General features: G+C 40.3%; 15 protein-coding genes and 1 tRNA gene. 9 read left to right on the plus strand and 7 right to left on the minus strand.

Going from position 1 to position 14583, the window contains the following annotated elements; all coding sequences use genetic code 11:
* The first annotated feature begins 2 nt into the window (after nt 1-2).
* Nucleotides 3-761, plus strand: a complete 759-nt coding sequence (locus G7092_RS18950; protein WP_166091445.1) for a DUF5131 family protein — start codon at nt 3-5, stop codon at nt 759-761.
* On the opposite strand, the gene tcmP is transcribed toward G7092_RS18950, so the two are convergent.
* From tcmP to G7092_RS18965, 3 genes are all read right to left on the minus strand, one after another.
* On the minus strand, nt 762-1589 hold the full coding sequence (tcmP, locus tag G7092_RS18955; RefSeq protein ID WP_166091446.1) for a three-Cys-motif partner protein TcmP: 828 nt from the start codon (nt 1587-1589) through the stop codon (nt 762-764). It abuts the gene before it with no gap.
* Between the two features lie 105 nt (nt 1590-1694).
* A complete protein-coding gene (locus G7092_RS18960) occupies nt 1695-2909 on the minus strand; it encodes a site-specific integrase (protein ID WP_166091447.1) in 1215 nt (404 codons plus the stop codon).
* Nucleotides 2910-3158: 249 nt separating this feature from the next.
* Nucleotides 3159-3246, minus strand: a tRNA-Ser gene (locus G7092_RS18965).
* A gap of 264 nt (nt 3247-3510) precedes the next feature.
* Between G7092_RS18965 and G7092_RS18970 the strand changes: the two genes are divergently transcribed.
* From G7092_RS18970 to cdaA, 3 genes are all read left to right on the plus strand, one after another.
* Nucleotides 3511-4482, plus strand: a complete 972-nt coding sequence (locus tag G7092_RS18970) for a polyprenyl synthetase family protein (RefSeq protein ID WP_166091449.1) — start codon at nt 3511-3513, stop codon at nt 4480-4482.
* 81 nt (nt 4483-4563) lie between these two features.
* On the plus strand, nt 4564-5049 hold the full coding sequence (locus G7092_RS18975; RefSeq protein WP_235953893.1) for a group II truncated hemoglobin: 486 nt from the start codon (nt 4564-4566) through the stop codon (nt 5047-5049).
* A gap of 87 nt (nt 5050-5136) precedes the next feature.
* Nucleotides 5137-5928, plus strand: coding sequence for a diadenylate cyclase CdaA (gene cdaA, locus G7092_RS18980; RefSeq protein ID WP_076375400.1), 792 nt, complete (start codon nt 5137-5139; stop codon nt 5926-5928).
* 11 nt (nt 5929-5939) lie between these two features.
* Here cdaA and G7092_RS18985 read toward each other — a convergent pair whose 3' ends face one another.
* Complete coding sequence (locus G7092_RS18985; protein ID WP_166091450.1) at nt 5940-6311, minus strand: hypothetical protein; 372 nt, start codon at nt 6309-6311, stop codon at nt 5940-5942.
* A gap of 509 nt (nt 6312-6820) precedes the next feature.
* Between G7092_RS18985 and frr the strand changes: the two genes are divergently transcribed.
* The gene (gene frr / locus G7092_RS18990; protein ID WP_166091452.1) at nt 6821-7384 is read left to right on the plus strand and encodes a ribosome recycling factor; all 564 of its coding nucleotides are present in this window, start codon (nt 6821-6823) and stop codon (nt 7382-7384) included.
* A 184-nt stretch (nt 7385-7568) separates the two neighbouring features.
* Complete coding sequence (locus tag G7092_RS18995) at nt 7569-9335, plus strand: ABC transporter ATP-binding protein (protein ID WP_166091453.1); 1767 nt, start codon at nt 7569-7571, stop codon at nt 9333-9335.
* A gap of 214 nt (nt 9336-9549) precedes the next feature.
* On the opposite strand, the gene G7092_RS19000 is transcribed toward G7092_RS18995, so the two are convergent.
* On the minus strand, nt 9550-10353 hold the full coding sequence (locus G7092_RS19000; protein ID WP_166091454.1) for an alpha/beta hydrolase: 804 nt from the start codon (nt 10351-10353) through the stop codon (nt 9550-9552).
* Between the two features lie 88 nt (nt 10354-10441).
* Here G7092_RS19000 and G7092_RS19005 point away from each other — a divergent pair, with 88 nt between their 5' ends.
* Entirely contained in the window at nt 10442-10822 is a 381-nt protein-coding gene (locus G7092_RS19005) for a winged helix-turn-helix transcriptional regulator (protein ID WP_166091456.1), read from the plus strand.
* A 490-nt stretch (nt 10823-11312) separates the two neighbouring features.
* Here the strand turns inward: G7092_RS19005 and G7092_RS19010 are convergent, their stop codons facing one another.
* Entirely contained in the window at nt 11313-12038 is a 726-nt protein-coding gene (locus G7092_RS19010) for a LytR/AlgR family response regulator transcription factor (protein WP_166091457.1), read from the minus strand.
* A gap of 74 nt (nt 12039-12112) precedes the next feature.
* On the minus strand, nt 12113-13153 hold the full coding sequence (locus G7092_RS19015; protein ID WP_166091458.1) for a sensor histidine kinase: 1041 nt from the start codon (nt 13151-13153) through the stop codon (nt 12113-12115).
* A 324-nt stretch (nt 13154-13477) separates the two neighbouring features.
* Between G7092_RS19015 and G7092_RS19020 the strand changes: the two genes are divergently transcribed.
* Together G7092_RS19020 and G7092_RS19025 are read left to right on the plus strand one after the other, a co-directional pair.
* Complete coding sequence (locus G7092_RS19020) at nt 13478-13687, plus strand: hypothetical protein (protein WP_090471301.1); 210 nt, start codon at nt 13478-13480, stop codon at nt 13685-13687.
* Nucleotides 13681-14580 carry an ABC transporter ATP-binding protein gene (locus G7092_RS19025; protein WP_166091459.1) on the plus strand — a complete coding sequence of 300 codons (900 nt, stop codon included), beginning with the start codon at nt 13681-13683 and terminating at the stop codon, nt 14578-14580. The genes G7092_RS19020 and G7092_RS19025 overlap by 7 nt, the downstream gene beginning before the upstream one ends.
* Nucleotides 14581-14583 lie beyond the last annotated feature (3 nt).

Consider the following 14583-nt stretch of genomic DNA (forward strand, 5'->3'; position numbering starts at 1 on the left):
ATATGGCTGAATCAACAATAGAATGGACTGAACTAACCTGGAACCCTGTTACTGGTTGTAAAAAGATCAGTCCAGGATGTAAATTTTGCTATGCAGAAGTTATGTCAAGGCGATTAAAGGCAATGGGGGTTGAAAAATATAAGGATGGTTTTAAGATTAGAATACATCCCGAATCGTTAAACATCCCTTTTACTTGGAAAAAACCTAAAGTGGTTTTTGTAAATTCCATGAGTGATTTATTTCACGATGAGATCCCGTTGGAATTTATAAAAGCAGTCTTTTCGGTAATGAATGCCACTCCGCAACATACTTATCAAGTATTGACTAAAAGATCTGATAGGTTGTTATCCATAGCAGCAGAACTAAATTGGACTTCAAATATATGGATGGGGGTATCTGTCGAAAATGAAAAATACGTCCAGCGTGTTATAGAATTAAGTCAAACACCCGCAAAGACAAAGTTTTTATCTGTTGAGCCGTTACTTGGCCCTGTTAGAAATCTTCCCCTTGAAAATATTAATTGGGTAATTGTCGGTGGCGAGTCCGGTCATGGAGCAAGACCTGTTAAATATGAATGGATAGAATCCGTGCGTCTGCAATGTGAAGATCATAACGTGCCGTTTTTCTTTAAACAGTGGGGCAAACCTAAATTTAACGTTAATTCCAATGATCCCACGATTGATAAATTACATCCGCGCCATGCAAAAGGTGGCTGTGAACTTGATGGCAAAATATACCGGGAATTGCCAGTAATGGCATAGTTATTTGAATTTTGGTTTAATTACATCATTAGCAATCTTTATAGCTGTTGTATTGTTGGTCGCCAGGTAAAAATGATACATCGGGGAATTTTTAGAATTTCGCATTACAAAAGGCTGCGATACATATTTAAATATAGTTTTCAGCCGCTCTTGGTATAGCTTAGCAGCTCTGACGATAGTATTATCAAGCCGTTGTCCGCTGACCATTTCGCCAAATAAATTCATACGGTCATCGGTGTAAAAATAATTTCTAATTTCATCTTCTGACATGCCTAAAAACACTTGAAGCCTTTTCACCCACGCATCTTCGATATTGCCATCTTTTTTTAATAAACGTGTAACACCCATCCCTAACGGAACTAATATCCACATATCAATGCCTAAATCCTTTAAGATTTCTAAGGACTGCCATTTTACCTGCATTCCTTTTGGGTCTATAAATGCTAATACTTTAGTCATCTTGTTTGCAGGTTTGCGCAGATAATCTGCCATGTCCTTTATCTTGACATTGCAATCTTCAGATTTAACTACACACCGTCTTTGGGGGTATTTCGATTTTATTTGTGCATCAAGATTATCAGCATATTTCTTTATAAGTTCAACAAAATAATATAGATCAAAAGGTTTAGGATCGTCAATAGCCAATATCCGAAGTGCTGCGCCCTGGATTATTTCTTCGTCTTGTTCAATTTCACCGGAGCCGGCAAATCCATCAAAATAAATCAGCTTAAACGGCTGATTTTTCATTACTTTTAAATATGCTTGAGTATAAGAGGCTACGATTTCAATTTTTTGGCTCGTCCAATCTCCACCAAAGTTATTATTCATGTGTGAGGTTTATTTTTTAAATATAAGAATTTGAAAGTATATGATATTTACCATTCTAATAAAGGGCAAAAACATACCGGCCATCAATATGGCCGGTATGTTTTTTTAGACAGAAAACTTTCTTCTTAATAAAGCCATATCAGCACCAACTTTAATATCCAATATCTTGGCGTAATGTTGCGTAGTCTGAATATTGGTGTGGCCTAACATCTTGGATACGCTTTCAATTGGGACGCCATTTAAAAGGGTTACAGTCGTGGCAAACGTATGCCGGGCAATATGGAAGGTAATAGGCTTATCAATTCCGCATACGTCAGCTATTTCTTTGAGATAAGCATTCATTTTTTGATTGCTCAATACAGGTAACACCCTGCCGCTGTTTTCACAATGCGGATGATCGGCATAGCGTTGTATCAAAGCAGTTGCAGTCGGTAACAATGGGATGCGAGATGGTGTATCGGTTTTCTGCCTTTTAATAGCAATCCATTTTTCACCGTCCACGCCGGTTACAATGTCCCATTTACGCAGTTTTTTTACGTCTGCATAAGCCAAACCGGTAAAACAGCAAAAAAGAAAAATATCCCGCACCTGTGTCAAACGCTCGGTAGCCATATCCTTATCAGCCATCACCTGCATTTCTTGGGTGGTCAGGTAAACCCTATCAACTGTTTTTATCCTATTCTTATAATTCAGGAATGGATCATAGGTGAGCCATCGGTTAGCGATGCAAATACGGATAATCTTGCCGAAGTTCCTGAGATATTTAACAGCCGAATTATTATTGCATTTTCTTTCAGAGCGCAGGTAAAATTCAAATTCGCTAAGAAAGGCGTGGTCTATCAGTTTGATGTCTATATCGGTCAGATTATACTTCCACTTCAGAAAGTCCTGTGTATGCTTTAAGGCAGTTTGATAACGGCATAGAGTGCCTTTGGTATATTCCTTTCCGAGTAATGCCTCCACCTTTTTATTATGTTCCTTAAAGATGTCAATCAGGGAGCGCGGCTTTTCGGTTTTGCCCTGGAATTTGTTTCGGATGGTTTCTGCTGTTATGAGCGCATCGGCTTCGGTCAACTGGCGGTGGGCTTCATAGACTTTCTTTTGCAGATCATCAAGATAGGCGTTAAATGTTTTAATGTCCTCTTTAGTGCCATTTGCACGGCCTGCCTGGGCATTCCAACGGGATGGTAGGCATTCGCGCCCTGTGGTAGTTTCAGATCGTTTGCCGTTAACGGTAACACGCATGTAGATTGGGGCAGGGCCACTTTGGTAGTTCTTTGGCTTCTTCATATAGAAGAGCAGGCTAAAATTAGTTTTCATGTTTTTAAACATTAAAGGTGAAACAAATTTAGCTTTGCAGATACCGTTAGTCAAGATGTTCAATTTTTGAACTGGCTGTATATCAAATAGTTGAATGCGATTCGGTGAGTATATCAATCGCTGAAATTCACTCACCACATCACTCACTTTTTTGATGCGAAAAAGGGCAGTAAGATAAGATTTCCCTAAAACAAAAAACCTGCAAATCATTGATTTGCAGGTTTTTGATAGTTTAATATCATTTATTTGCGGAGAGGGAGGGATTCGAACCCTCGATACACTTTTGGCGTATACACACTTTCCAGGCGTGCTCTTTCGACCACTCAGACACCTCTCCGGATTAAATGGGATTGCAAAGGTAAAATAATATTGCTTTCAAAGGGAATAAAAAAGCGAAGTCCTCTTTAAAGAGGGCCTCGCTTTCACGAAAACTTTAACTCAACTTATAAAATATGGCATTTATGGTATAGAGTGTAAATAATGTGTTTGGTTTAATTTGGGTAAAAAATATGTGGCGATAATGAGGATAAATAATTTTAGCTTATGTTTGTTCCATATTGCCGTATGGTAATTTTACACATAAAAAGCTTGTTTAGTTTAAATGCTGAGCATCAACAACATTAAAAAACCTATTGCAGCCGATATTGATGTATTTGAAGAGAAGTTCAAAGCTTCTATGCAAAGCTCGGTGCCCCTACTCGATAGGATAACCCATTACATTGTTAAGCGTAAAGGAAAGCAGATCAGACCGATGTTTGTGTTTTTTGCAGCCAGCATTTGCGGAGGCATTAACGAATCAACCCATCGTGGAGCCGCTTTGGTTGAACTGTTGCATACGGCTTCCTTAGTACACGACGATGTGGTTGATAACTCTTACCAGCGTCGCGGCTTTTTCTCCATTAATGCTTTATGGAAAAATAAAATTGCTGTTTTAGTAGGTGATTACCTGCTTTCAAAAGGCCTGTTATTATCTATCGACAATAATGATTTCAAATTACTTCGTATCGTATCTGACGCGGTAAAGCAAATGAGCGAAGGCGAACTGATGCAGATTGAAAAAGTACGTCGCATGGATATTGGCGAGCCGGTTTATTACGAGGTGATCAGGCAAAAAACGGCTTCGCTTATAGCTTCGTGCTGTGCTTGTGGCGCTGCATCAGCCGGGGCATCCGACGAGGTAGTTGAAAAAATGCGTCTGTTTGGCGAAAAGATCGGTATAGCTTTTCAGATCAAGGATGATATGTTTGATTTTGGCACCGATGATGTAGGCAAACCCCTTGGTATCGATATCAAAGAGAAAAAGGTTACCCTGCCATTGATCTATTCCCTCGCTAACGCCTCTGATTCTGAAAAGAAAAGGATCATCAATCTGGTTAAAAATCATAACGACGACCCTGCGAAAATTACCCAGATAGTTAAGTTTGTAAATGATACCGGCGGTTTGCAATATGCCGAAACACAAATGAAAAAATATCAGGACGAAGCTTTTGAAATCCTCAACACCTTCCCCGATAGCGATTCGCACCGAGGATTGGAGCAATTGGTAAGGTTTACCACCGAGCGTAATAAATAAACACTTTATCCTATTCACCGGGTTATGCTTTTAACTTTGGTTTGGCTATGCTATCTTTAGTCATCGATTAAAACATGTTTTATGATGGATGCAGCAAATAAACCAGGCGTACCCACGCTTTTTGAATGGGCCGGTGGTACAAAAGCCTTTGAAAATCTTTTTGATAAATTCTATGATAAAGTATTGGCCGACGATTTGTTGGAGCCTGTATTTAAGCACATGAGTCCACAGCATCGCCTGCATGTAGCTCATTTTGTTGCCGAAGTATTAGGTGGCCCCAAAACCTATAGTGAGCAGGAGGGAAGCCATTTTATCATGATCAGTAAACACCTTCAAAAATATTTGACCGAAGCGCACCGTAAACGCTGGATCGAATTGTTGCTACAAACCGCCGACGAATTTGCGTTACCCGATGATCCTGAGTTTCGCTCGGCCTTCGTAGCTTACCTGGAATGGGGAACCCGCATAGCAGTCATTAATTCCAAAACAGATGCGGTAACAGAACCTAATGATGTTCCGATGCCCAAATGGGGCTGGGGAGTAGTTGGCGGGCCTTACATCCCCTGAATTGTCATAGCGATTTAAAAAAGAACGTTGTTTATTGTACGGGAATAGCATAGCTATAACTTCTCCTTAAACTTATTAACTTCGTAAATGCAATCTATATTCCTCAGCTTCCCCAAGATCACGTTTTTTGATATCCTCGATGTGGTTTTGGTGGCTTTCATCATATACCAGTTGTATAACCTCATCAGGGGTACCATAGCCGCCAACATATTTATCGGTTTTGCCGTAATATTTGCGCTGAACTTTGTGGTAAATGCGCTGCACATGAAGCTGCTCACCGCCATTTTGGGCAAGTTTGTGGATGTGGGTATTATTGCAGTTATCGTAGTGTTTCAGCAAGAAGTAAGGCGCTTTTTACTGCTGGTAGGCAAAAATGCTTCGCTGCAGCGCAATAAGGCCTGGTGGCAATACTTTTTTGGTAAGGCCGAGGCCGAGAAAAATAACTACGCCCGTATAAAACCCATTATTGATGCCTGCAAAAGTATGAAACAAACCCGTACCGGTGCCCTCATTGTTTTTGCCAAGTATTATGATGAGCAGTTTTACCAGAACAGCTGCGAGGTAATGGACGCCAAGATCTCTAAACGCCTGCTGGAAAGTATTTTTCAGAAAACAAGCCCGCTGCATGATGGGGCTGTGGTGATATCCGAAAATAAAATAAAATCGGCTAGTTGTATTTTACCACTTACCGAAAAAACAGACTTGCCTGCCCAATTTGGTTTGCGCCACCGCGCCGGTATTGGCGTAACCGAGGCTAATGAGGCTACTGCCATCATCATATCCGAAGAAACGGGTGAGCTATCCTATGCCAAACAAGGCCGTGTTAAAATGAATATCAGCTTTGCCGAACTGGAAAAAGTGCTGAACAAAGATTTTTAACCAACTGACAATTAGGGGCGAACAGTTTTTATTAACGAATCTGATTTTGTTTCGCCAAGCCGTTTGATGAGCATAGTATAACGCATATTGGATTCATCCGTTTTTACAGTCGGCATTTTATCGGTTGATCGTAATTTAGCTATAGGCATATTGTCGGTAAAATCGATTATGCCTAAATTTTTTGCGGTGGGTACAGCGGGTATAGATTCCAGCGCATTGGGTATAGCTGGTGTTGATTTTAATATGCCATCCTCAGGTTTTACCTTAAAATACTGATAAATAGTGTTGTCTGATTTCTTGCCAGGTAGTGGTGCTGTCAACTGTTGTGCTTTTAATTGGGCAACGCCACCTATCATAAGTATAAATAGCCAAATTGATTTCATGAGACACAGGTTTATATAAATATAAGTAATAGGAGAAAACCCAAATGTTAAAAAATGTTATTTAACATTTGATGACCAGTCGGTAGGACTTTTTAAACCTTGGATTTTAACAAATTTCGGCTCAAAAACAGGCAAAAATCGTATCAAAATTGCTCAAAAAAGCCTCATTTTAACACTTTTTAACAAATTTCAAAGCAGTTTTGAGCGATTTTTTAAAGTTTAAAAAGTATTAATTTGTTGATTGTCAAATAACTATATGGTAAATGGCCGTTTTTTGGCCTTGTTTTGATCTTAACCAAACGGCCCGGCTTCCTGTTTTTGCAGAAAGCCGGGCCGTTGTTTGTTATAAAGATACGGAAAAATTGGCGGAATTGGAAGAGGGAAATTATAGGGTCTACTCAGTCCGCCCAGCGAAGCGCATACCGGGCGGAGCCAATGCCCCACAATAGATTTGCACCAAAACTCAGGAAAATGATAGATTTTATTACTTTTGTGAAAATTTAAAACCAATGAGCGAACTCATTAAAAAACAAGTGACTGATGCAAAGGCTTTAATGGACAAAGCCATTGAGCATGCCGATAGTGAATTAAATAAGATACGTGCCGGTAAAGCAAACCCATCTTTATTGGATGATATTATGGTTGATTACTACGGTACCCCAACCCCGTTAAGCCAGGTAGGTAACGTTAACACACCCGATGCGCGTACTATTATTGTACAACCCTGGGAAAAATCATTATTAAGTGCTATCGAAAAAGCCATTAAAGAATCAAATCTTGGTTTTAATCCTCAAAATGATGGTGTTATCATTCGTATCAATGTACCGCCGTTGACCGAAGAGCGTCGTCGTGACTTGGTTAAAAAAGCAAAAGGCGAAGCCGAAACCGGTAAAATAGCCATCCGTAACATCCGCAAAGATGCTAACGAAAAGATCAAAAAATTAAAATCAGAAGGTGTTTCTGAAGATGAGATAAAAGTAGGTGAAGCTGATGTTCAAAAACTAACAGATGCCTATATTATCAAGATCGATCAGCTTTCAGAAGCTAAAGAAAAAGATATCATGACGGTTTAAATATTAACCTTATGTCAAATTAAAAGGGAATGAGCTACTTAGCCATTCCCTTTTTTTATTTTTGACCAGGTTAGTATCAAGTAGCGAGTATCAAGTATCAAGATTTTACCTGTCCTTAATATCTGAACTTAACAGTATCGGTCTTGATACTTGATACTAACTACTTGATACGCTTACATAAAACATGAATATACTACTTTCTTACTTAAAAAAACACCGCTGGATAGTTGTGCTGGCACTCTTCCTGGCGGCTATGAATATAGGGTTTTCACTGCTCGACCCCTGGATAACCGGCCGCATTGTTGACCGTGTTATTGAAAAGCGTAATACGCTTCAATATCAGGAATACCTGCACCAGGTGCTTATACTCATCGGCGCGGCTATTGGCGTTGCTATGGTATCGCGTATAGCCAAAAACTTTCAGGATTATTTTACCAATATCATTACCCAAAAGGTTGGTGCCGAAATGTATGCCGATGGACTGAAACATTCGCTGGAATTGCCTTACCAGGTATTTGAAGATCAGCGAAGTGGGGAAACATTGGGCATTTTACAAAAAGTAAGGCTCGATTGCGAAAAGTTTATCACCTCGTTTATCTCTATTCTTTTTGTATCGCTCATCGGGATGGTATTTGTTATCGTGTACTCGGTAAGTGTAAGCTACCAGGTTACATTAGTATATTTTGCCGCCATACCTATTATCACTTTTGTGAGTATGGCCATGAGCCGCAAAATAAAAACCATTCAAAAAAAGATAGTAACAGAAACCACCGCTTTGGCTGGCTCAACTACCGAATCGTTAAGGAACATTGAACTGGTAAAAAGTTTAGGCTTAGCCAAACAGGAAATTGCCCGTTTAAACAATACCACTTATAAGATATTGGATCTGGAGCTTAAAAAGGTAAAATATGTGCGCAGCATGAGCTTTGTGCAGGGTACTACGGTAAACCTGGTGCGGAGTGTAATGGTAGTGGTGCTATTGCTGCTTATTTTTAAACAAACCATTTCGCCCGGGCAATATTTCAGCTTTTTGTTTTATTCCTTCTTCCTGTTCAACCCATTGCAGGAGTTAGGCAACGTGATTTTATCATGGCGCGAGGCCGAAGTGTCATTGGGTAATTTTAAGGGGATATTAAGTACGCCTATTGATAAAAAGCCCGAGAAACCGGTGCTTTTGGAAAAGGTAAATACTTTAACCTTTAAGGATGTTACCTTTAAACATTTAACCGCCAACCGCAATGCCCTTAATCATATCAGTTTTGAAACCAATACCGGCGAAACCATTGCCTTTGTTGGTCCGTCAGGATCTGGTAAAACTACACTGGTAAAATTATTGGTGGGCTTGTATCAACCTTTGGATGGTGATGTTTTATACAACAATGTTTTAAGCCGGGACATTGACCTTGATCAGCTGCGCGAAAAAATTGGTTTTGTAACACAGGATACCCAACTGTTTTCCGGAACTATTCGCGAAAATCTGCTGTTTGTTCGTCCGGATGCTACCGATGAGGAATGTATGAACGTGTTACAGCGTGCCGCCTGTCAAACCTTGCTGGCGCGTGCCGATAAAGGCTTGAGCACTGTAATTGGTGAAGGAGGTGTAAAAGTATCCGGCGGCGAAAAGCAACGCCTCTCGATAGCCCGTGCACTGCTGCGTAGGCCCGATATCCTGGTGTTTGATGAGGCTACCTCTTCGCTGGATTCCATCACCGAGGAGGAGATCACCGAAACCATCCGCAATGTATCTGAGCTGGAAAATCACATCACTATATTGATCGCCCACCGCTTGTCGACCATTATGCATGCCGATAGTATTTACGTGCTGGAGAAAGGCCGCATCATTGAATCGGGCAAGCATCATGATCTGTTGAGCCAGAAAGGGCTTTATTATGCCATGTGGCGCCAGCAAATAGGAGAGAAGGATACGGTTGAAGAGATAGGGGTGAAGTAGGGTATACCTTTTAATTTGTCATCCTGAACGCAGTGAAGGATCTGGTCATGAACATGTATGGCGAAGAGCCTCAGGGTCCTCTACGAGAGACCCTGAGGGGACGGGATCTTTTAAGGTATTGATGAGCTCCCTTCAGTTGGTTGTCCTCGTGACGCTCGCAATGATATAGTTTTAGAGGGACGGGAAATTAGTTAAGCGGTGATCTTTTAGATCATTAGTTTAATGATTGTAGCATATTGGATAATTCAACCGGCATAGTGATCATTGCATCATGCCCTGTTTTAAGTTCAAGATATTTCCAGTCCTTGCTGCTTTTTGTTTTGTCAGCAAAAGGTTTGATTGCCCGAAGCTCAGGTTGGGTACAAGCAATATAGACTAAGGGTAAGTGATTACCATAAGCGTGTTTTAGGACCAAAGGCTGAGAGAAAGTTTTGAATGGCTGATTGGTAAGGCGCTCATTTACCCATTTAATGTCGGTGGCATTTGTTACACCGAAAAAATCGCTGGTAAAAAATGGGATGCTTAGCCCTTTATCATAGTCGGTTGTCGCCTTAATAAAATAGGCTCTGATATCGTCCGGACTTACATCGAGGGCACTTTGGCCGTTTTCCATAAGCATCGCATCAAGAAAAATCAATTTTGATAGTCTTTCCGGTATTCTGTCCGCTACGCCTGCTATTACCGCTCCTGCATAACTATGGCCCACAAGAATAACGTTGTGGAGGTCCTCGGCAATAATGAAGTTTACGATGTCATCTATATGGGTATTTAAATCGATTTTATCGTTTAATGTATTTTTATGTTCTGCAAGTCCGGTTAAAGTCGGGGTATAAACAAGGTCGCCCTTGGCACGCAATTCCTTACTTACCCTCTGCCAGCACCAGCCTCCATGGAATGCTCCATGTACCAAAACAAAAATAGGTTGCTTACCCGCGGATTGTGCATTAACGTTGAATACTGATACAATGAGGATCAGTAGGATGTAAAATGACTTTTTACTAATGATATATGATTTCATAATCTGTTATTTTTGTGCAAAAGTGACTCAAGATGACTTGCAATCCAATAACTCACCCCAAAGTGAGGAACATCTGAAAAATGAGATTATGTCAACTGAACTAAAACCAGGTACATCCAACGCCTGTAATATTACTGCATTAAGCCTGGCCTGTGAGGTAAATGACGTGTTAAGAGATATTAGCCCGAGATGGAAAATGCAAATTTTGCATAAGATAGCAGCTGGGGTTGGTCAATTTAGCACATTGAAGCATGCTTTCCCCTCTCTTTCTGATCAGATCCTGGGTAAAAGGCTTGGAGAATTAGTTAGTGATGAATTGATCCTTAAAATGATTATTAAGGAAAAACCTCCGCAACGTATCAATTACTATATTTCGGATAAGGGCCTTGAATTATTAAAAGTTATTGATGACTTGCATAAATGGGGACTTAAATGGAGCTTATCTGCTGACGGGGGAGAGGAAAAATAGAATCATGTCATTGCGAGGAGGAACGACGAAGCAATCTCTATACTATACAGGGCGAAGAACGCATATCGTAGAGCGCTCAATTGCCGCTGAGGCTGTTACTTTTCCTTGATGAAAAGTAACCAAAAATCAAGTCAGCAGAAATGCTTCTTTGCCGCACGTGGCCTTTGCCCAGCAAAGCAGGCAGAACCAGGGCTGCAATTATTTTGCCCTACTTCGTTCGCTCCAGCCCCAGGCTTCAGCAAAAACTTGCTATGCCCTTGCAACCGCACCGCCCACCATTGTTCTGCCCACTTTCACCCGAAGCTTATCTGCTGACGAAAAAAAATCAATAATTCACTAAATCATTAATTCAATAATTAATAGAGGCTTATCTGCTGACGAAAAAAAATCAATAATTCACTAAATCATTAATTCAATAATTAATAGAGGCTTATCTACTGACAGAAAAAAAATCAATAAATCACTAATTCAATAATTAATCCCAGGGGGCTCAAATATTCTTATCCTCAATCATCCGGAAGAAATCGTCGCGGTAAGTGTCACCCACGGGGATGATCTTGTCGCCTATTTGGATGCGGCTGCGTTCGATGCTGTCGATCTTGTTGAGGGCCACGATATATGATTTGTGTACGCGGATAAAATGTTTTTCGGGCAGGGCATCCTCCATTTTTTTCATTCCCTGCAGGGTAATGATACGCTCGGCAGTAGTAAAAATGGAGATATAATCTTTGAGGCCTTCAATAAATAAAATATCGTGCAGGTAAACTTTTTGGATCTTGTGCTCGGTTTTAACAAAAATAAAATCGGTCGAAAAATCATCCATCTGAACGGGCTCGGCCTGTTGAACAGTTTTAATAACCGGTTGTATAATACTTTGTGCTTTTTGAACCGATTTAAAAAAACGGTCGAGTGCTATCGGTTTAAGCAGGTAGTCAACCACATCCAGTTCGTAACCCTCTAAGGCATATTGTGGGTAGGCTGTGGTTAAAATTACTTTGGCTTTACCATTAGATATTTTTAAAAACTGGATGCCGGTAAGTTCTGGCATTTGCACATCTAAAAACACGAGGTCAACATTGCCACCCTGTACAATGGTTAGCGCTTCGATAGGATTGGTGGTGGCTTTTACCAATTGCAGGAAAGGCATTTTGGAAATATAATCTTCCAATATATGCAGCGCTAAAGGCTCATCATCAACTACCAGGCATCGGATCATGTTGTAAAAATAAGTGTTCTAATGATTTATCGTTAATTTTTTTGTTTCCTGTTCAATAACGCAGTAATGCCTTGTTATAATACGATGGATAATTCGCAGGTATACGTATCAGCTTCATCCCTGATGTTCAGGGTATGTTTATATGGATAAAGCAGGTTAAGCCGTCTTTGTACATTGTTTAAACCAATGCCACCTATTGTATCACGATTGTGTGTATGCTTTTTGTTCTGTATGTAAAAATGAAGCTTGCTCTCATCCACATTGATCAATAGTTTAATGGGCGATGTTACATCACTGGCCACGCCATGTTTAAAAGCATTTTCGATAAACGCTATTAATAGTAAGGGCACAATTTGCTGGTTGGTTACCTCACCCATTACTTTAAAATCAATAAAAGCTTTGTTGCCAAACCGTATTTTTTGCAGGTCGATGTAGTTATGCAAGTATTGCAGCTCCTTACTTAAATCAACTTTGTTATCATTACATTCATACAGCATATACCGCATAATTTCGGATAATTTCAGAATAGCTTCGGGCGTGGTTTCGGAGCGTTGGTAAGCCAGGGAATAGATGCTGTTGAGTGAATTAAATAAAAAGTGGGGGTTAATCTGCGATTTTAGAAAGGCCAGTTCGGCACTCAGGCGTTGGTTTTCCAGGTCGTGCTGGATGCGTTCATTCAAAAACCAGTCGGTAGTAAATTTAAGTACGGTACTTAAAAAAATGAATATTAAACTGGTGAAAACGGTACTTAAAAAATATGATGGAAAAGAGATAACCTCGCCATGCTGACGTACCAGTACATATTGCTTAAACATCAGGCCCACACCGTATTTTCCCAGGCCATAAGCAATAATGGTAACAATAATAAACAAGGCGTAGGCCCAGTAACGCTTTTTATCTAAAAACCGGGGTATATAAACTAGGAAGTTAATATAAAATAAACTGATGTTGATGGCAGGATATAGCAAAAACAGGATCATCAGTTCCGTATTGCTCAGTTTGGTATTGCTGTGCGCGAGGGACAAAAAGAGGGAGATGATACCCAGCCAAAAAAGTAAATGCCAAAATATTTGCCAGCCCCTTTTTATAATACGTGTTTGTTTATCTGATGACATTTCTTTAGAATCAAGAGCTAAGCGGAATCAGGAATTCAAGAACCAAGAATCAAGACAGTAATTTAATCAGTTTGATTGCAGCTTGTCTTGATTCCTGCTTCTTTATTTCTTGTCTCTCAACCCACCGTCTAATTTAATATTTTGACGGGGATATGCTGATACATTTATATATAGTATTTCATTTTATCGATGAACGGGCATTTAAAATCGATGAACGGGTTAATACGGTTAATTGACCGTTCATCTATAAACACAGACCGTTGGTCTAATACTTTTTAGCAGGTAAAATAATTAATATTCCTTTGTTGTATCAAAACACTCACGATGAAAACGCTTATCAAAAATTCGAATCCTTTTATCATGTTACTGATACCGGTAATGTTTGCCCTTATATTAGGTGTAAGCTATCAGTTTGAACAAAAGAAGGAATCGGCAATTGTTGGGGCATCCGTTCATGCCACATCATTGTTTTACAAAGGTGTTACCCTTGTTAAAACTGTTTGCTCAGTAGCCAAGGATAACCATGTATGGTAATTCGTACTGAAGGGTTATCCTTCAACTTCGGCAGTCAGCAGGTTATTAAATCATTAAACCTGCAGGTACCCGAAGGAAGTATATATGGTTTTCTTGGCCCTAACGGCGCCGGGAAAACCACTACTATCAAACTCCTCTTAAACCTGCTCCAAACCCAACACGGTAGCATCCACATTTTTGAACAGGAACTCCAAAAAAATCGTATCAGCATACTAGCCCAGGTGGGGGCGCTTATTGAACAGCCGGCCATTTATCACCATCTGAGCGGAAGAGAAAATCTATTAAACCGGGCTTTACTGCTACAGGTACCCGCTAAACGTGTTGATGAGATGCTTAACCTGGTGCATCTGGGCGCTGCTGCTAATAAAAAAGCGGGCCAATACTCATTGGGGATGAAACAGCGCCTGGGCATAGCGCTGGCCCTGCTTACCAACCCTAAATTATTGATACTGGACGAACCCACCAATGGCCTTGATCCCAATGGCATTATTGAAGTACGTGAGCTGCTGCTGAAACTGGTTAAGCAACATGGTAAAACAGTGTTCATATCAAGCCATTTGCTGGCCGAGGTTGAACGCATGGCAACGCATGTAGGTATTATTGATGGCGGGCAATTATTGTTTCAGGGTAGCATTACTGAGCTGGAGGCGTTAAGTCAGCCTTTAATACGTATTGAGGCCGATAATACTGTTGACGCTGCCAATTTATTGAAACGCAAGAATTATCCGGTTGCAGATGTGACGGACGATTATGTGTATGTGCCCTATACTTCAAAAGAACAGATGGGTGATATCAATGCGCTTCTTATCCAAAACGAATATGCTGTATTCAGTATCGGCAAGCAGCAAAAAGATCTGGAAAAATTGTTTTTATCTATTACTCAAAATGCCTGATCG

This window comes from Mucilaginibacter inviolabilis (assembly GCF_011089895.1).
In the GTDB taxonomy this organism is placed as follows: Bacteria; Bacteroidota; Bacteroidia; order Sphingobacteriales; family Sphingobacteriaceae; genus Mucilaginibacter; species Mucilaginibacter inviolabilis.